Genomic DNA, 18,429 nt, shown 5'->3' with positions numbered 1-18,429 from the left:
GTTTATACGCTTCATCCTTCAGGTTGCTGCTTTGCTGTCCGTCTCTGCCAAATAGCATAGTTAGCTAATTTCAAGGCGTTTGAGGCCAGTTTTTACCCGAGTGACGCAACGCACACATTGTTGTGTTTGTGTAATTATGAAATTCCATTTTTGTATTGATTTCTTTACGGAAAGCAAAGCGGAAATTCCCTCAAAGACCTTTCGCCTGATGAAGAATAATGGTAAGGGCGTGCAAATGCACCTGCTTTATGAAGGGATGATGACGGAACGAACAAAAAGACACCGTTTGTCATTTTTTCTTACCACCGCCGCCGCTACCCTTAATTGGTTATCTATTCACTTTATTGGTTTATAAATGCACTTTTTTGCTTCTTGAATCGGTTCAGAAAGCGTAATTTTTCGTTTATATAAAGTTAATGCTACCCCTTGCTGGGTAAATGTAAGTTTTGTGCAAGGTTACATTTCTGAAACGTTATTTCTGTAAGGTTGTTAAAAAAGGCCAGGTTTACTGATTTCAATCAAAACCTGTATGGACAGGAGGTGAATACTTTGTTACTTTAGCGCTACGAACTTTAAATTGGTAAGACCAATTGACTCCGGGCGAATGGCAGAGACAGGGAATATGGCCTACAGCAAGATCCGCCAACCAAAACTTTCTGATGTGATAGAGCAGCAGCTGGAGTTTCTGATTCTTGAGGGGACGTTGCGCCCCGGTGAAAAACTCCCGCCTGAACGCGAACTGGCAAAACAGTTCGACGTTTCCCGTCCCTCGCTCCGTGAGGCGATTCAACGCCTCGAAGCCAAGGGCCTGTTGCTTCGTCGCCAGGGCGGTGGAACCTTTGTACAAAGCAGCCTGTGGCAGAGCTTTAGCGACCCGTTGGTCGAGCTCCTGTCCGACCACCCTGAATCCCAATTCGATTTGCTGGAAACCCGTCACGCGCTGGAAGGCATCGCGGCTTATTACGCGGCGCTGCGCAGCAATGATGAAGATCGTGACCGTATTCGCGAACTGCATCAAGCCATTGAGCGGGCCCAACAGTCCGGCGACCTCGACGCCGAATCCGGCGCTGTCGTCCAGTACCAAATCGCCGTCACCGAAGCGGCGCACAATGTGGTGTTGCTCCATCTGCTAAGGTGTATGGAGCCGATGCTGGCACAGAACGTTCGTCAGAACTTTGAATTGCTGTATGCCCGCCGGGAAATGCTCCCGTTGGTCAGCAACCATCGTACTCGCATTTTCGAGGCGATAATGGCCGGGGAGCCGGAGCAGGCGCGTGAGGCGTCGCACCGTCACCTGGCGTTCATTGAAGAAATTTTGCTGGATCGTAGCCGTGAACAGAGTCGTAGAGAACGTTCATTGCGTCGTTTACAGCAACGAAAGGACGAGAACTCCGGTTCTTAAGCGCCATTTTTTAGAGCGCGGCAACTAAACGCAGAACCTGTCTTATTGAATTTTTGGTTGTTCATCAGAGTGAAACGCTAAAGAGTTCAATGGGACAGGTTCCAGTTAAATCAACGATTAGATAGATAAGGAATACCCCCATGTCAGAACGTTTCCAGAATGACGTGGATCCGATCGAAACTCGCGACTGGCAACAGGCGATCGAATCGGTCATCCGTGAAGAAGGTGTTGAGCGTGCTCAGTATCTGATCGACCAGCTTCTTTCTGAGGCCCGCAAAGGCGGCGTGAAAGTAGCGGCCGGTGCGGCAGCGCATAATTACGTCAACACTATTGCCGTTGAAGATGAACCGGAATACCCGGGCAATCTGGAGCTGGAACGCCGTATTCGTTCAGCGATCCGTTGGAACGCCATCATGACCGTTCTGCGCGCATCGAAGAAAGATCTGGAACTGGGTGGCCACATGGCATCCTACCAGTCTTCCGCTACCTTCTACGAAGTCTGCTTCAACCACTTCTTCCGTGCGCGCACTGAGAAAGACGGCGGCGACCTGGTTTACTTCCAGGGCCACATCTCTCCGGGCGTCTATGCACGTGCCTTCCTGGAAGGTCGTCTGACTGAAGAGCAGATGAACAACTTCCGTCAGGAAGTTCACGGTAATGGTCTGTCCTCTTATCCGCACCCGAAACTGATGCCGGAATTCTGGCAGTTCCCGACCGTATCGATGGGTCTGGGGCCGTTGGGCGCTATCTATCAGGCTAAATTCCTGAAATATCTGGAACACCGTGGTCTGAAAGACACCTCTGCGCAAACCGTTTACGCCTTCCTGGGCGATGGCGAGATGGATGAGCCGGAATCTAAAGGCGCTATCACCATCGCGACCCGTGAAAAACTGGATAACCTGGTCTTCGTCATCAACTGCAACCTGCAGCGTCTGGACGGCCCGGTCACCGGTAACGGTAAAATCATTAACGAACTGGAAGGCATCTTCGGTGGTGCTGGCTGGAACGTTATCAAGGTTATCTGGGGCGGTCGTTGGGATGAGCTGCTGCGTAAAGACACCAGCGGTAAGCTGATTCAGCTGATGAACGAAACCGTTGACGGCGACTACCAGACCTTCAAATCCAAAGACGGCGCCTACGTTCGTGAGCACTTCTTCGGTAAATATCCGGAAACCGCCGCACTGGTTGCCGACTGGACTGACGAGCAGATCTGGGCCCTGAACCGTGGCGGTCACGATCCGAAGAAAGTCTACGCTGCACTGAAAAAAGCGCAGGAAACCAAAGGCCAGCCGACCGTGATTCTGGCGCATACCATTAAAGGTTATGGTATGGGCGACACCGCGGAAGGTAAAAACATCGCGCACCAGGTTAAGAAAATGAACATGGACGGCGTTCGCTACGTCCGCGATCGTTTCAACGTGCCGGTGGCTGATGCCGATATCGAAAAACTGCCGTACGTGACCTTCCCGGAAGGTTCCGAAGAGCACACTTACCTGCACGCTCAACGTGAAAAGCTGAACGGCTACCTGCCGACTCGTCAGCCGAAATTCACTGAGAAACTGGAGCTGCCGACCCTGGCCGACTTCAGCGCGCTGCTGGAAGAGCAAAACAAAGAAATCTCTACCACTATCGCTTTCGTTCGCGCCCTGAACGTGATGCTGAAGAACAAGTCGATCAAAGATCGTCTGGTGCCGATCATCGCCGATGAAGCGCGTACTTTCGGTATGGAAGGTCTGTTCCGTCAAATCGGTATCTACAGCCCGAACGGCCAGCAGTACACCCCGCAGGACCGTGAGCAGGTTGCATACTACAAAGAAGACGAGAAAGGCCAGATTCTGCAGGAAGGTATTAACGAGCTGGGCGCAGGCGCATCCTGGCTGGCTGCTGCGACCTCCTACAGCACCAACGACCTGCCGATGATTCCGTTCTACATCTACTACTCGATGTTCGGCTTCCAGCGTATCGGCGATCTGTGCTGGGCGGCTGGCGATCAGCAGGCTCGCGGCTTCCTGATCGGCGGGACTTCCGGTCGTACTACGCTTAACGGCGAAGGTCTGCAGCACGAAGATGGTCACAGCCACATTCAGTCGCTGACTATCCCGAACTGCATCTCCTACGACCCGTCTTACGCGTACGAAGTCGCTGTCATCATGCATGACGGTCTGGTTCGTATGTACGGCGAAGCGCAAGAGAACGTTTACTACTACATCACTACGCTGAACGAAAACTACCACATGCCGGCCATGCCGGAAGGCGCCGAGGAAGGTATCCGTAAAGGTATCTACAAACTCGAAACCCTCGAAGGTAGCAAAGGTAAAGTTCAGCTGCTGGGCTCCGGTTCTATCCTGCGTCACGTTCGTGAAGCAGCGCAGATCCTGGCGAAAGACTACGGCGTGGGTTCTGACGTGTATAGCGTCACTTCCTTCACCGAACTGGCGCGTGATGGCCAGGATTGCGAACGCTGGAACATGCTGCACCCGCTGGAAACTCCGCGCGTACCGTACATCGCTCAGGTGATGAACGACGCTCCGGCTGTGGCATCCACTGACTATATGAAACTGTTCGCCGAGCAGGTTCGTACTTACGTACCGGCTGATGACTACCGCGTACTGGGTACCGATGGCTTCGGTCGTTCCGACAGCCGTGAAAACCTGCGTCACCACTTCGAAGTCGATGCTTCCTACGTGGTCGTTGCGGCGCTGGGCGAACTGGCTAAACGTGGTGAAATCGATAAGAAAGTTGTGGCTGACGCCATTGCTAAATTCGACATCGATGCAGAAAAAGTTAACCCGCGTCTGGCGTAAGAGGTAAGAGAATAATGGCTATCGAAATCAAAGTACCGGACATCGGGGCTGATGAAGTTGAAATCACCGAGATCCTGGTCAAAGTTGGCGACAAAGTGGAAGCTGAACAGTCGCTGATCACCGTAGAAGGCGACAAGGCCTCTATGGAAGTTCCGTCTCCGCAGGCTGGCGTCGTGAAAGAGATTAAAGTCTCCGTCGGCGACAAAACCGAGACTGGCAAACTGATCATGATTTTCGATTCCGCCGAGGGTGCAGCAGCCGCTGCACCTGCGCAGGAAGAGAAAGCAGCTGCTCCGGCACCGGCAGCAGCGCCGGCGGCAAGCGCAGCGAAAGAAGTTCACGTACCGGATATCGGCGGCGATGAAGTTGAAGTCACCGAGATCATGGTTAAAGTGGGCGACACCATCGCCGCTGAGCAATCCCTGATCACCGTCGAAGGCGACAAAGCTTCTATGGAAGTTCCGGCGCCGTTCGCGGGTACCGTTAAAGAGATCAAAATCAACACCGGCGACAAAGTGTCCACCGGCTCCTTGATCATGATCTTCGAAGTGGCGGGCGCTGCGCCTGCAGCCGCTCCGGCACAGGCTGCCGCTCCGGCTGCAGCGGCACCGGCTGCTGCGGCTGGCGTGAAAGATGTTAACGTACCGGATATCGGCGGCGACGAAGTTGAAGTCACCGAAGTGATGGTAAAAGTCGGCGATAAAGTTGCTGCTGAGCAGTCACTGATCACCGTCGAAGGCGACAAAGCTTCTATGGAAGTTCCGGCGCCGTTCGCGGGTACCGTTAAAGAAATCAAAATCAGCACCGGCGATAAAGTGTCTACCGGCTCTCTGATCATGGTCTTCGAAGTGGAAGGCGCTGCGCCTGCTGCTGCTCCGGCTCAGCCTGCGGCACCGGCACCGGCTGCTGCACCTGCACCGGCTCAGAAAGCTGCCGCGCCGGCTGCGAAAGCAGAAGGTAAAACCGAATTCGCTGAAAACGAAGCTTACGTTCACGCGACTCCGCTGATTCGCCGCCTGGCGCGCGAGTTCGGCGTAAACCTGGCGAAAGTGAAAGGGACCGGCCGTAAAGGTCGTATCCTGCGCGAAGACGTTCAGGCTTACGTGAAAGAAGCGGTTAAACGCGCTGAATCCGCACCGGCTGCTGCCGCAGGCGGCGGTCTGCCGGGCATGCTGCCATGGCCGAAAGTTGACTTCAGCAAGTTTGGCGAAATCGAAGAAGTGGAACTGGGTCGTATCCAGAAAATCTCTGGTGCTAACCTGAGCCGTAACTGGGTGATGATCCCGCACGTTACGCACTTCGACAAAACCGATATCACCGATCTGGAAGCGTTCCGTAAGCAGCAGAATGCCGAAGCTGAGAAGCGCAAACTGGACGTGAAATTCACCCCAGTGGTCTTCATCATGAAAGCCGTTGCCGCTGCGCTTGAGCAGATGCCGCGCTTCAACAGCTCGCTGTCCGAAGACGGTCAGCGCCTGACGCTGAAGAAATACATCAACATCGGTGTGGCGGTAGATACTCCGAACGGTCTGGTGGTTCCGGTCTTTAAAGACGTGAACAAGAAGAGCATCACCGAGCTGTCTCGCGAGCTGACCACCATCTCGAAGAAAGCGCGCGATGGCAAGCTGACTGCTGGCGAAATGCAGGGCGGTTGCTTCACCATCTCCAGCATCGGCGGCCTGGGTACTACCCACTTCGCGCCGATTGTTAACGCGCCGGAAGTGGCCATCCTGGGCGTGTCTAAGTCCGCGATGGAGCCGGTATGGAATGGTAAAGAGTTCGTTCCGCGTCTGATGATGCCGATCTCTCTGTCCTTCGACCACCGCGTCATCGACGGTGCTGATGGTGCCCGCTTCATTACCATCATTAACAACACCTTGAGCGACATTCGCCGCCTGGTGATGTAAGCGAAAAAGCCGGCCTGACGGCCGGCTTTTTTCTGATAACCTCAGGCTGTTGGGGATTATCAGCAACAAAGGACAAAATCGTTTGCCGTTTGTTGTTTAAAAATTGTTAACAATTTTGTAAAATACACGCGGATAGAACGTCCCGGTGGACTTGGGCGTAATAATAAAAGCGTCAGACCCGCCGGATATAAATTACAGAGGTCATGATGAGTACTGAAATCAAAACTCAGGTCGTGGTACTTGGGGCAGGTCCTGCAGGCTACTCTGCAGCCTTCCGTTGCGCTGATTTAGGTCTGGAAACCGTCATCGTAGAACGTTACAGCTCGCTAGGCGGCGTTTGCCTGAACGTGGGTTGTATCCCTTCTAAAGCACTGCTGCACGTTGCAAAAGTTATCGAAGAAGCGAAAGCGCTGGCCGAACACGGCATCGTTTTCGGCGAACCGAAAACCGACATTGACAAGATCCGCACCTGGAAAGAAAAAGTCATCACTCAGCTGACCGGTGGTCTGGCTGGCATGGCCAAAGGTCGTAAAGTGAAGGTGGTTAACGGTCTGGGTAAATTCACCGGCGCTAACACCCTGGAAGTTGAAGGCGAAAACGGCAAAACCGTGATTAACTTCGACAACGCGATCATCGCGGCGGGCTCCCGTCCGATTCAGCTGCCGTTTATCCCGCATGAAGATCCGCGCGTTTGGGATTCCACCGACGCTCTGGAACTGAAATCTGTACCGAAACGCATGCTGGTTATGGGCGGCGGTATCATCGGTCTGGAAATGGGTACCGTATACCATGCGCTGGGTTCAGAGATTGACGTGGTTGAAATGTTCGACCAGGTTATCCCGGCTGCCGACAAAGACGTGGTTAAAGTCTTCACCAAGCGTATCAGCAAGAAATTCAACCTGATGCTGGAAACCAAAGTGACTGCCGTTGAAGCAAAAGAAGACGGTATTTACGTTTCCATGGAAGGTAAAAAAGCCCCGGCGGAAGCGCAGCGTTACGACGCGGTGCTGGTAGCTATCGGCCGCGTGCCGAACGGTAAAAACCTCGACGCAGGCAAAGCCGGCGTGGAAGTTGACGATCGCGGCTTCATTCGCGTTGACAAACAAATGCGCACCAACGTGCCGCACATCTTTGCTATCGGCGATATCGTCGGTCAGCCGATGCTGGCGCACAAAGGCGTACACGAAGGTCACGTTGCCGCAGAAGTCATCTCCGGCCTGAAACACTACTTCGATCCGAAAGTGATCCCGTCTATCGCCTACACCGAGCCAGAAGTGGCATGGGTTGGCCTGACTGAGAAAGAAGCGAAAGAGAAAGGCATCAGCTACGAAACCGCCACCTTCCCGTGGGCTGCTTCCGGCCGTGCTATCGCTTCCGACTGCGCAGACGGTATGACCAAACTGATCTTCGACAAAGAGACCCACCGTGTTATCGGCGGCGCGATTGTCGGCACCAACGGCGGCGAGCTGCTGGGTGAAATCGGTCTGGCTATCGAAATGGGCTGCGACGCGGAAGACATCGCGCTGACTATCCACGCTCACCCGACTCTGCACGAGTCCGTTGGCCTGGCGGCAGAAGTCTTCGAAGGTAGCATTACCGACCTGCCAAACGCGAAAGCGAAGAAAAAGTAACTTTTTCTTTCAGCTAAAAATGCGTAAGCGGCTCTAAGAGCCGCTTTTTTTATCGCTAATGTTTAGAACTATGTCCCTGTTCACAAACCGCTACACCTCATACATACTTTGAAAATAGTCACTCAGTAAACTAATAGACAGTTAATTATGTATCTGAGGTGTGAGATGAAACGCTTATTGACCACGGCGCTGTTAGCCACGACGTTAGTATCCGGTATGGCCTGCGCGGCTGATGCGACAATTCCATGGGCGGCGAACAGCGGCGGTACCGAAAGTACCCATATTGCGGCGATGGGTCAGGATCTGAATGCTCAGCATCAGTTGGTGACGAAGACCAATGAAGGGGTGTGGGCGGCGAATTCCGGGAGCATCAGCTCGGATGAAGCGGCGCTGACCAGTCAGAAACCTGCTTTTGCCGGTTATCCGGAGCTGATGCCGCACCAGGGCTAAGCACCAGAGAGTGCCCGGTTGCTATTGCGCAACCGGGCATTTTTTTATTGATTGACCGGCTGCCATCCCGCCGCTGAATCGGGGGCAAAATGCGTAATTGCCTGCGCTTTCGTCGCGCTCTCTTCGCCCAGGTTCGCCTGCCAGACCTTATCGTTCTGATCGATCATAAAGCTCATCACCCCGGTTTCTCCCCACTCTACCGGCCATGCCAGTAAGGCGACGCCTTGACTATCGCTATCGGCGATAATGCGGAAACGGTAGCCATGATAACCGGCGCCGGGCTCAGTCGGGCTAAAGGCCGGCCCCAGCGGGCTTGGCGTTTCGCCCGGTGAGGTTGGCCAGTACAGACCATCTTTTTTGCCTTCGCTGCTGATGATTTTTTGCGCCCAGCGATGATTCAGTTGATAGTAATCCTGCTGGGCATCAACGTAGGCGTGCATGGCGGCAATTGCCGACAGTTCATTGCGGCCGATGGCGCGTGTGAGAATTTCATCTTCCCCGGCCGCCATATCAAATCGCCAGCCCTGTTCATCTTTGACAATCGGAATTGGCAATCGCCACGCTTCACTGCCGACATCAAGCCAGGCGTTATTACCCTGCTGCACAATGACGTGTTTCACCTGCCAGTCGCGCTGAAAGCGGTCGACGGCATTGGGATCAATACCATCGGTGGGTAAAAACTGCTGCCAGTTATCGCCGAGCAGATTATTGAGCGCGGATTTATCACGATGATTGAGCGCATCGGCCAGCGCGCTTGCGGCTTTCTCCGGCGTGGGAAACTGTTGCTGGGCGAAGGCGGCGAGCGGCGACAGCATTAGCGTTAATAGGGCGATCTGTAATGGTTTTCTCATCTGCTCATCCTCAGCGACGACGCAATTCATGGTGTTCGGAAAGGCGCTCTCTGGCGGCGCCGCGCTGTTCGCTACTCAAGCCGGAAATATTACGGCTTTGCAGCCCGCGCGCCTGCTGCGATTGCCAGGAGGGGGAGCGACTTTCGTTGCCGCTTAAGGCATTGGCGCGTACCGTGCTCACCGCTTGCTGACGCTGGGCCGGCGTCGAGGAGTGAATCTGCTGACGGCGCTGTTGTTGCTGAGGCGTAGGATTTTGCACGTGGCTCTTCACGGCGTCGCGATGCTGTTGCTGCTGCGGCGTTGGATGTTGCAACTGCGTTTTCGCCGCTTCGCGACGCTGCTGTTTGGCAGGCGTCGGGGTGCTGTCGTAGCCACGGTAGCTGCTGCGCTGGGTGGCCTGCTTCAATTGTTGAGAGGCCGCCTGACGCTGCGCATCGCGCGAGGCGCTAGTGGCAGCCAGCTTGCCTGCGCTGGCTGCTGGCGCGTTGGGATGCTGAAGCTGCGTCATCGCCGCTTGCCGTTGAGCGTTGCGATCGACCGGCGCGTGTTGGGTCGCGCTGAGTCCGCCGGGCACATTGGTCTGATGATAGCGCTGGGCGACATTATTATTCGGATAAGGCACATTGCCGCGATAGGCGGGGTTGTGCTGCCAGTTAACGCGGTTACCCGGTAGGTTCTGCCCGGTAATGTGATTGAAATTATTCACATTAATATTGATGTTATCGCCATTGTGCTGGTAACCGCCGTGATGGTAATCGTCATCATGATGATGGTCATCATCATCCCAGTCGATGCTGCTGAAGAGCGCCCAGGTGGTGGCGACGCCAAGGCTGTAGCCAAAACCTTTGACGAAGCTATCGGTGAACTGCTCTCCGGGAGGCGGCGGCAGATAGACCGGGGGATAGGCGCTATTCGGCCAACTGCCGTAGACGGTCGAAGGGTTATAGCTTGGAACGTATACCACTTGCGGGTTGGTCGGTTCAATTTTGATGATCTGCGAAGGCGCTGGCGAAGCCGTTGAGGTTGTCGAGGTTGATACCGCGCTGCTATTCGTTGACCTCGAAGAGGCTGGCGCCGCGGCCGTGACGGTCACTTTCTGTTGCGGCGTGGATTTTAATGTCCCGGTTTGCTGGGCAATGGCACGCAGGCGCTGTACGGAGTCCATGACGTCGTGCGGCTGGGCTAAAAATGCGTCGCCAAGGTTTTCCACCCACGGCGGGTTTTCGCCCATCATTGCCAGCAGGGCGGGAAAGGCGACGAGGGATTTGACGCTCGGATCCCACGGCTGGCTGGCAACGGCCTGAACGGCCGCGTCGCCTTTCATCGACGGGTTATCCTGCGACCACTGTACCGCCTGCATAACGTTGTCCGGATAGGTGGAGGCCATCAGTACCTGCGAGAGTAAACTGTCCGGATAGAGCGCGATTGGCGCGACCCATTGGTCGATTTGCGCCTGTGTGTAGGTGGCTGTGACCGCTTGTCCCGCCGCCGGCGCAGTCGGGGACGCCGGCGCTGGTACCGTTGTGGGCTGTGCCGTCACCGGCGCTTCCGCGATAGTCTCTGGGGTACGACTTTTAACATAGAGCGTTCCTGCCGCTGCGAGTAAGCCTGCGCTGCAGAGCAGGGCGATAATATGGGGTTTGAACGGTAGTGACATGGAAGCTCCTGACACAGAAATGTTACCCATCTCGCTAAAGTATCGGCGAAAACGGTACGTTAGGGGAGTATATGAAGACGATATTGTTTTTTTTGATTTTTGTTGGGATCCTGACATTAAATCTGTAACAGAAATAAATTTATCTACCAGCATTTGAACAGAAAGCCTGCAATATCCTGCCCTTAACGATTCAGCTAAATTTTAATGTTGCTTTTTTGTAAACAGATTAACACCCTTCAAAAATCCTGCTATGCTGCCCTCGCGGTATCGGGCATTTACCCTACAAACTGCTGTCTCACAGGAGCGTGAAGAAAATCGCCTACCGCATTTTACAATGAGAGCGAGGAGAACCGTCGTGCTAGAAGAATACCGTAAGCACGTAGCTGAGCGTGCCGCCATGGGGATTGTTGCCAAACCCTTAGACGCAACCCAAATGGCCGCGCTGGTAGAACTGCTGAAAAACCCGCCAGCGGGTGAAGATGAATTCCTGTTAGATCTGCTTACCAACCGTGTACCGCCGGGCGTCGATGAAGCCGCCTATGTTAAAGCCGGATTCCTTGCCGCTATCGCCAAAGGCGAAGCGACCTCCCCACTGGTTACCCCTGAAAAAGCCGTTGAACTGCTGGGCACCATGCAGGGCGGTTACAATATTCACCCCCTGATTGAAGCGCTGGACGATGCCAAACTGGCGCCGATTGCCGCGAAAGCGCTGTCCCATACCCTGCTGATGTTCGATAACTTCTATGACGTAGAAGAGAAAGCCAAAGCGGGTAATGAGTACGCTAAACAGGTTATGCAATCCTGGGCTGATGCCGAGTGGTTCCTGAACCGTCCGCAACTGGCGGAAAAAATCACCGTTACCGTCTTCAAAGTTACCGGCGAAACCAATACCGATGACTTGTCTCCGGCACCTGATGCCTGGTCCCGTCCGGATATCCCACTGCACGCTCTGGCGATGCTGAAAAACGCTCGCGAAGGAATTGAGCCGGATCAGCCGGGCGCGGTCGGCCCGATTAAACAAATTGAAGCGCTGCAGCAGAAAGGCTTCCCGCTGGCCTACGTTGGCGACGTTGTTGGTACCGGTTCTTCGCGTAAATCCGCCACCAACTCGGTGCTGTGGTTCATGGGCGACGATATCCCGAACGTACCGAACAAGCGCGGCGGCGGCCTGTGCCTGGGCGGCAAAATTGCGCCTATCTTCTTCAATACCATGGAAGATGCGGGCGCGCTGCCTATCGAAGTGGACGTGAGCAACCTCAACATGGGCGACGTCATTGACGTTTACCCGTTCAAAGGCGAAGTGCGTAACCACGAAACCAACGAGCTGTTGGCAAGCTTTGAACTGAAAACCGATGTACTGATCGACGAAGTGCGCGCCGGCGGCCGTATTCCGCTGATCATCGGTCGCGGCCTGACGACCAAAGCGCGCGAAGCGCTGGGGCTGCCGCACAGCGACGTTTTCCGTCATGCGAAAGATGTGGCGGAAAGCAACCGCGGCTTCTCTCTGGCGCAGAAAATGGTTGGCCGCGCCTGCGGCGTTGCCGGTATCCGTCCGGGCGCTTATTGCGAGCCGAAAATGACCTCCGTCGGTTCTCAGGACACCACCGGTCCAATGACCCGTGATGAGCTGAAAGACCTGGCGTGCCTGGGCTTCTCCGCGGACCTGGTGATGCAGTCCTTCTGCCACACTGCGGCTTATCCGAAGCCGGTTGACGTCACCACGCACCACACTCTGCCGGACTTCATCATGAACCGCGGCGGTGTTTCACTGCGTCCGGGCGATGGCGTTATCCACTCCTGGCTGAACCGTATGCTGCTGCCTGATACCGTAGGTACCGGCGGCGACTCCCATACCCGTTTCCCAATCGGTATCTCCTTCCCGGCGGGTTCTGGTCTGGTGGCCTTCGCCGCCGCGACCGGCGTGATGCCGCTGGATATGCCGGAATCAGTACTGGTGCGCTTCAAAGGTAAAATGCAGCCGGGTATTACCCTGCGCGACCTGGTTCACGCCATCCCGCTGTATGCCATTAAGCAGGGCCTGCTGACCGTTGAGAAGAAAGGTAAGAAAAACATCTTCTCTGGCCGCATCCTTGAAATCGAAGGTCTGCCGGATCTGAAAGTCGAGCAGGCATTTGAACTGACCGATGCTTCCGCTGAGCGTTCTGCTGCTGGTTGTACCATCAAGCTGAACAAAGAGCCGATCGTTGAGTATCTGAACTCCAACATCGTCCTGCTGAAGTGGATGATCGCGGAAGGTTACGGCGATCGCCGTACGCTGGAGCGTCGTATCCAGGGCATGGAAAAATGGCTGGCGGATCCGCAGCTGCTGGAAGCCGACGCTGATGCGGAATACGCGGCAGTGATCGACATCGATCTGGCGGATATCAAAGAGCCTATTCTGTGCGCGCCGAACGATCCGGACGATGCGCGTCTGCTGTCGGACGTGCAGGGTGAGAAGATCGACGAAGTGTTTATCGGTTCCTGCATGACCAACATTGGCCACTTCCGTGCTGCCGGTAAACTGCTGGACAGCCACAAAGGCCAACTGCCGACTCGCCTGTGGGTGGCGCCGCCAACCCGTATGGATGCCGCGCAGTTGACTGAAGAAGGCTACTACAGCGTGTTTGGTAAGAGCGGCGCGCGTATCGAAATCCCTGGCTGTTCCCTGTGTATGGGCAACCAGGCGCGCGTGGCTGACGGCGCGACCGTCGTGTCGACCTCTACCCGTAACTTCCCGAACCGTTTAGGTACCGGCGCCAACGTTTATCTGGCCTCTGCCGAACTGGCGGCGGTCGCTTCTCTGCTGGGCAAACTGCCGACGCCGGAAGAGTACCAGACCTTCGTCGCTCAGGTTGATAAGACGGCGGAAGATACCTATCGCTATCTGAACTTTAACCAGCTGGATCAGTACACTGAAAAAGCTGACGGCGTGATTTTCCAGACCGCTGTGTAATCCGTTCGGTCAGCCTGGCTGACCGTTTGGCTACAAACTCTCCAATGCCCGCTGAACATTGCATCAGCGGGCATTTTTATTTTTAAACCTCCCACCCGTTGCGCTTTTTTTCTTCCTGTCTGCTGCGATAATTAGGTTATGGGTACAGTGCAGCGGTGACGCATTGCCCTTGCAGAGGAAAAGATTATGGATTACGAATTTCTGCGCGATATTACCGGTGTGGTAAAGGTGCGAATGTCGATGGACCACGAGGCGATTGGTCACTGGTTCAACGAAGAGGTGAAAGATAACCTGGCTCTTCTGGATGAAGTGGAACAGGCAGCGCGCACCGTGAAAGGCAGTGAACGTTCCTGGCAGCGAGCCGGCCATGAATATACGTTGTGGCTGGATGGCGAAGAAGTGATGATCCGCGCCAACCAACTGGAATTTTCCGGCGATGAAATGGAAGAGGGGATGAACTACTACGACGAAGAGAGCCTCTCTCTTTGCGGCGTGGAGGATTTCCTGCAGGTGGTTGCCGCATACCGTGAATTTATGCAGCAGCGTTAATGATTCGTTTTGTGCCGGGCGGCGCGGAACCGTAGGCCCGGCAGGCAAAAGCGCCGCCGGGCATTTCAGATGTTACACCGCAGGTATATTGCGGGCGTAATAAATTTCCCGCATCTCTTTCCACAACAGGTCGGTAATCACCTTGCGCTCTTGTTCGCTTAACTCTTCCGGTTTGGTATGGAACATGTAGTGCTTCAGATCGAACTCTTTCAGCATCATTTTGGTATGGAACATATTTTCCTGATAGACGTTCACGTCCACCATGTCATAGAGCGACTTCATATCTTCTGACATGAAGTTCTGAATTGAGTTGATTTCATGATCGATAAAATGCTTCATGCCGTTGATATCACGAGTGAACCCACGCACGCGATAATCAATGGTTACGATATCGGATTCCAGTTGGTGAATCAGGTAGTTCAGCGCCTTCAGCGGTGAAATCACCCCACAGGTGGAGACTTCAATATCGGCGCGGAAGGTGCACAGGCCGCCTTCCGGATGGCTTTCCGGATAGGTATGCACGCAGATGTGGCTTTTATCGAGATGTGCGACCACGGTCTCAGGCAGCGGGCCCGGATGCTCGCTCTGATCGATAAGCTGCGGGTCGATAGGCTCTTCGCTAACCAAAATGGTGACGCTTGCGCCCTGCGGTTCATAATCCTGGCGTGCGATGTTGAGTATGTTGGCGCCAATGATTGAACAGGTCTCGGAGAGGATTTCCGTCAGGCGATTGGCATTATAGAGTTCATCGATATAGGCGATATAGCCATCGCGCTCTTCGGCGGTTTTAGCGTAGCAGATATCGTAAATACAAAAACTCAGGCTTTTAGTCAGGTTGTTGAAGCCGTGCAGCTTAAGCTTTTTCAATTTGGTTCACCTCCTCGTTTCAGGTTAGCTGGCGGTCAGCGCATCCAGCAGGTACTGCGGTAGCGCGAAAGCCGCGGTATGAATTGCCGGATTGTAATAACGGCATTTCAGCCCGGCGCTATGGAAGCGGGCCTGAATAATTTCCGTCGACAAATGACGCAGTGCTTCATTATCGGTCGCCCAGGCAAAGGTCATGATGCCGCCATAGTAGGTCGGGATCGCCGCCTGGTAGAAGCTGACATCGGTGAAATAGTGGCTGAGCTTGCGATGGCTGCCGACCGCTTCATCCTGCTGCAGGAAGCTTACGCCGTTCTGGGCAACGAAAATTCCGCCGGGATTCAGGCAACGTTTACAACCGGCATAAAATGCCGAAGTAAAGAGGCTCTCACCGGGGCCGATCGGGTCGGTACAGTCGGAGATAATGACATCAAAGGTTTGTGACGTTTGGTTGACGAAGTTCACGCCGTCATCAATCACCAGCGTAAAGCGCGGGTCGTCATAGGCGCCGGCATTATGGTTTGGTAGATACTGACGGCAGAACGAGACCACCCCGGCGTCGATTTCCACCATGGTAATGGTTTCGATATGTTGGTGGCGGGAGACTTCACGCAGCATCGCGCCATCGCCGCCGCCGATGATCAGCACGTGCTTTGCGTGACCATGCGCCAGCAGCGGAACGTGGGTCATCATTTCATGATAAATAAACTCATCGCGCTCGGTGGTTTGCACCACGCCATCAAGCGCCATCACGCGGCCAAATGCCGCATTTTCGAAGATGATTAAATCCTGATGATCGGTCTTCTCATGGTACAGCACGTTATCAACGGTAAAATATTGACCAAAATGGTCGTGCAGCGTCTCATGCCAGTGATTACTCTCGGCCATGGCTTACTCCTCCTTTGTTAACTTCTGTCGCGCCCGCAACGCGGGCACCACATCATAGCCAACTATAGATAGAGATTGATATGGCGAATAGTAAACCTTCTATTGTTTAGATGAACTCTCGCTTAGCGTGAGGTTTTCGGCGCAGATGCTCTGGATTGTTGGTCGCTGTTGGGTCTGGCGTCAACAATTCGCACGCTATACACCATCGTCGCGCCAGGCGGAATTTTTCCAGGGATTCCTTTACTGCCGTAGGCCCGCTCCGGCGGAACAACAATAGTGATGGCGCCATGGTTACTAAGACGTTTAAGCGGTTCACGGAAGGTTTCGGGATATTGACTTAGCGCCTGGGTCCAGACCTTATCTTCGGCTTCCATATCGTTTATCACGGTACCGTCGATCAAGCTTTCTTTGATAACGACGGTGACGATATCGTTATCAGCGACCTTACCTTTACCGGGGTAGTCTATACGGCTGTAAATACCCTCTTTAAGCACTGCGCCTTTCTGCGCGGCGAATTGCTGCTGATACTTTTTACCTTCGCGGAGAGTTTGCTGCTCAAGCTTATCAATGTTTTTGTATAACCGTTGTGAGACGTCGAAAAGCGCCTTATTGCGTGCTTTGTCATCCAGCGCCGGCTTACCGGCAAAAACATCGTTAATCCCCTTAAGAACGGTTTCCTGTTGCAGGTTTAACCCTTTCGCTGCCTGACTGGACAGCGTGTTAAGCGCATCTTGCCCTATCGACACGCCAACCGAATATGCCTGCTGCTGTGGAGCGCTGCTGAGGTTTAGCGTGGGTGATTTGGCTGTCGTGGCGGCGGTGGTTTTTACGCCGGTGAGTTCGGCGCTCAGTTTCTGCTGCTCCGCCATTGCCGCAGCCAGCTTATCGCTCAGGGCCTGCTTGTCTCTCTCCAGCGCGTTGAGCTTTACCGTTTGCGCCTGCAGAGCGGCGGCAGAGCGTTTGAGATTATCCGCGCCGTCGGCTTTTTCCTGCTGAACGGTACCGACTTGCTGCACAAGCCGCTTGTTTTCCGTGTCCAAAGCAGCGATCCGGCTCTGGAGTTGTGCGATGGTTTTAATTAATGCTGCATTATCTACCGGCGCTGGCATCGTGGCGGGAGGTGGCGATTTCAGCTGTGCCTGCAGTTGGCGGATGATCTTATCTTTGTCGGCGATGAGACTTTTTTGCGCGGCCAGCTTTTTTTGCAGCGCTGCGGTGTTGTTCTCGCGGGCTCTGGAGGGTTTACTGACCTCCGGCGCCGGAGATATCTCTTTCTTCTCTTTTTTCTCCTGCTGCTGGACATAGTTGAGAAATGCAGGCGCATCGTCATCCGCTTGCGCATAGGCAATAAAAAGGGACGCCAGCAAAATGAAGGCCAGCGTCAATATATTAAGGCGATTTATCATGGCGCCTGTCACTTCACCGCATTATCGCCGCGCATGACCAGGCTATCGATCAGCGACTTTTCAATATCGGCGCAAAGCTTAATAGATTTAAATTGATACATAGAATCTATGCCCTGACGGGTGGGATCGGCGACTTTCGTACGCACTGAGTTATATTGCGACGCCGCGCCTATCAGAGCGGTGAATTCACTACCCAGTCTTGAGGCTTCTTTCGGATTGACTTCTTTTAACGAATCCAACGCCTGGCGACAGGCATTAAGTCGCTCCTGCTCAGCGGCCAGTCGCAGCTTTTCATTCTGTTGCGCGTCGGTGGCAATGGCGATTGGTGGCGTTATGGGAGCGTTAGCCTGACGATGCGCCTGGCAGCCAGCTAACATGATAACAGCGAACGGAAGTAAGCGAAAAACAGGTGAGATATTCAAAATGTCATTCCATTGCAATAAGAGAGGTTGCAGGCGATTTTAATTAGCCAGCAGGTCTTTGCAATAAACGATGAGTTGAATTATTCTCTCCTGAATGTGATTTTTTTTGATAAATTAAGCCGTCGTCTAATTAATGAATATAAAGCATATTAGCTGCATGTGAAATAAAAGTATCGCGCAATGAATTCATAGTAAATGAATCACAGGGGAAAAGAATAATATAGCATTCTGCAACCGCATCGCGGCGGCTGCAGATACGTTTACTTCACATAGGCCAGCAGGCTAAGGGAGTCACGCGCCAGAGCTTTGCACTTTTTGGCGGTTGGGATTTTGATGCCGCTGAGATCGCGATAGCTGTCCTCACCTAATGCTTTCATATTAAAGCTATCGTAGTTGCTGAGGTCCCATTGGTTTTGCTGGGCAAAAAAGACCAGCGCGCGGCGAATTTGCGTATTTGGCAAATTTTGATAGCCGCAATCATTTTTCAGGAATACAAATACCGCCGTTAAATCAGCCATATCTTCCGCTTCGGACTCGCTTAATGCATAGCTATTGGCGGAGAGGGCGAGCAGGCTGCCAAACAGCATTGTTCTGAAAAACGTCTTCATTTTTTCTACCATTGAAACACGGACAATCAAAGTTAGC

At 53.8% G+C, this 18,429-nt stretch carries 14 protein-coding genes; 7 read left to right on the top strand and 7 right to left on the bottom strand.

Translation table 11 applies throughout. The features are described 5' to 3' along the window. Positions 1–622: 622 nt before the first annotated feature. From pdhR to ABLV66_RS20895, 5 genes are all read left to right on the top strand, one after another. A complete protein-coding gene (gene pdhR, locus ABLV66_RS20915; RefSeq protein WP_015368223.1) occupies positions 623–1,402 on the top strand; it encodes a pyruvate dehydrogenase complex transcriptional repressor PdhR in 780 nt (259 codons plus the stop codon). A 140-nt stretch (positions 1,403–1,542) separates the two neighbouring features. Then, positions 1,543–4,206, top strand: a complete 2,664-nt coding sequence (gene aceE, locus ABLV66_RS20910) for a pyruvate dehydrogenase (acetyl-transferring), homodimeric type (protein ID WP_015368222.1) — start codon at positions 1,543–1,545, stop codon at positions 4,204–4,206. A gap of 14 nt (positions 4,207–4,220) precedes the next feature. After that, a complete protein-coding gene (gene aceF, locus ABLV66_RS20905) occupies positions 4,221–6,113 on the top strand; it encodes a pyruvate dehydrogenase complex dihydrolipoyllysine-residue acetyltransferase (protein WP_512173808.1) in 1,893 nt (630 codons plus the stop codon). A gap of 206 nt (positions 6,114–6,319) precedes the next feature. Continuing rightward, positions 6,320–7,744: a dihydrolipoyl dehydrogenase gene (gene lpdA, locus ABLV66_RS20900; protein ID WP_015368220.1), complete on the top strand. Its 1,425-nt coding sequence runs from the start codon at positions 6,320–6,322 to the stop codon at positions 7,742–7,744. Positions 7,745–7,909: 165 nt separating this feature from the next. Beyond that, entirely contained in the window at positions 7,910–8,194 is a 285-nt protein-coding gene (locus ABLV66_RS20895; protein ID WP_045390053.1) for a hypothetical protein, read from the top strand. Between the two features lie 44 nt (positions 8,195–8,238). On the opposite strand, the gene ABLV66_RS20890 is transcribed toward ABLV66_RS20895, so the two are convergent. Next, positions 8,239–9,045, bottom strand: a complete 807-nt coding sequence (locus ABLV66_RS20890) for a DUF2950 family protein (protein WP_316423373.1) — start codon at positions 9,043–9,045, stop codon at positions 8,239–8,241. Positions 9,046–9,055: 10 nt separating this feature from the next. Continuing rightward, a complete protein-coding gene (locus tag ABLV66_RS20885; protein ID WP_348877023.1) occupies positions 9,056–10,702 on the bottom strand; it encodes a DUF3300 domain-containing protein in 1,647 nt (548 codons plus the stop codon). A gap of 355 nt (positions 10,703–11,057) precedes the next feature. Here ABLV66_RS20885 and acnB point away from each other — a divergent pair, with 355 nt between their 5' ends. Beyond that, positions 11,058–13,655, top strand: a complete 2,598-nt coding sequence (acnB, locus tag ABLV66_RS20880) for a bifunctional aconitate hydratase 2/2-methylisocitrate dehydratase (protein ID WP_072201386.1) — start codon at positions 11,058–11,060, stop codon at positions 13,653–13,655. A gap of 186 nt (positions 13,656–13,841) precedes the next feature. Next, positions 13,842–14,204, top strand: coding sequence for a protein YacL (gene yacL / locus ABLV66_RS20875; protein WP_015368214.1), 363 nt, complete (start codon positions 13,842–13,844; stop codon positions 14,202–14,204). Between the two features lie 72 nt (positions 14,205–14,276). Here the strand turns inward: yacL and speD are convergent, their stop codons facing one another. From speD to ABLV66_RS20850, 5 genes are all read right to left on the bottom strand, one after another. Continuing rightward, the gene (speD, locus tag ABLV66_RS20870; RefSeq protein ID WP_015368213.1) at positions 14,277–15,071 is read right to left on the bottom strand and encodes an adenosylmethionine decarboxylase; all 795 of its coding nucleotides are present in this window, start codon (positions 15,069–15,071) and stop codon (positions 14,277–14,279) included. Between the two features lie 24 nt (positions 15,072–15,095). Further along, a complete protein-coding gene (gene speE / locus ABLV66_RS20865; protein WP_045390062.1) occupies positions 15,096–15,956 on the bottom strand; it encodes a polyamine aminopropyltransferase in 861 nt (286 codons plus the stop codon). Positions 15,957–16,078: 122 nt separating this feature from the next. Beyond that, entirely contained in the window at positions 16,079–17,362 is a 1,284-nt protein-coding gene (locus ABLV66_RS20860; RefSeq protein WP_348877022.1) for an FKBP-type peptidyl-prolyl cis-trans isomerase, read from the bottom strand. 8 nt (positions 17,363–17,370) lie between these two features. Next, complete coding sequence (locus ABLV66_RS20855) at positions 17,371–17,784, bottom strand: YuaE family lipoprotein (protein WP_047078130.1); 414 nt, start codon at positions 17,782–17,784, stop codon at positions 17,371–17,373. Between the two features lie 260 nt (positions 17,785–18,044). After that, positions 18,045–18,392 carry a YacC family pilotin-like protein gene (locus ABLV66_RS20850; protein WP_015704423.1) on the bottom strand — a complete coding sequence of 116 codons (348 nt, stop codon included), beginning with the start codon at positions 18,390–18,392 and terminating at the stop codon, positions 18,045–18,047. Positions 18,393–18,429 lie beyond the last annotated feature (37 nt).

Source organism: Klebsiella sp. CN_Kp073 (assembly GCF_040065495.2).
Lineage (GTDB): Bacteria > Pseudomonadota > Gammaproteobacteria > Enterobacterales > Enterobacteriaceae > Klebsiella > Klebsiella aerogenes.
The sequence above is the reverse complement of the archived record's forward strand: the minus strand, read 5'-3'. Positions and strand labels throughout refer to the sequence as shown.

Bases quoted from the DNA above. Each gene is read 5' to 3' on its own strand.
- pdhR (WP_015368223.1), top strand. From the start codon at position 623: ATGGCCTACAGCAAGATCCGCCAACCAAAACTTTCTGATGTGATAGAG.
- aceE (WP_015368222.1), top strand. From the start codon at position 1,543: ATGTCAGAACGTTTCCAGAATGACGTGGATCCGATCGAAACTCGCGAC.
- aceF (WP_512173808.1), top strand. From the start codon at position 4,221: ATGGCTATCGAAATCAAAGTACCGGACATCGGGGCTGATGAAGTTGAA.
- lpdA (WP_015368220.1), top strand. From the start codon at position 6,320: ATGAGTACTGAAATCAAAACTCAGGTCGTGGTACTTGGGGCAGGTCCT.
- ABLV66_RS20895 (WP_045390053.1), top strand. From the start codon at position 7,910: ATGAAACGCTTATTGACCACGGCGCTGTTAGCCACGACGTTAGTATCC.
- ABLV66_RS20890 (WP_316423373.1), bottom strand. From the start codon at position 9,045: ATGAGAAAACCATTACAGATCGCCCTATTAACGCTAATGCTGTCGCCG.
- ABLV66_RS20885 (WP_348877023.1), bottom strand. From the start codon at position 10,702: ATGTCACTACCGTTCAAACCCCATATTATCGCCCTGCTCTGCAGCGCA.
- yacL (WP_015368214.1), top strand. From the start codon at position 13,842: ATGGATTACGAATTTCTGCGCGATATTACCGGTGTGGTAAAGGTGCGA.
- speE (WP_045390062.1), bottom strand. From the start codon at position 15,956: ATGGCCGAGAGTAATCACTGGCATGAGACGCTGCACGACCATTTTGGT.
- ABLV66_RS20860 (WP_348877022.1), bottom strand. From the start codon at position 17,362: ATGATAAATCGCCTTAATATATTGACGCTGGCCTTCATTTTGCTGGCG.
- ABLV66_RS20850 (WP_015704423.1), bottom strand. From the start codon at position 18,392: ATGAAGACGTTTTTCAGAACAATGCTGTTTGGCAGCCTGCTCGCCCTC.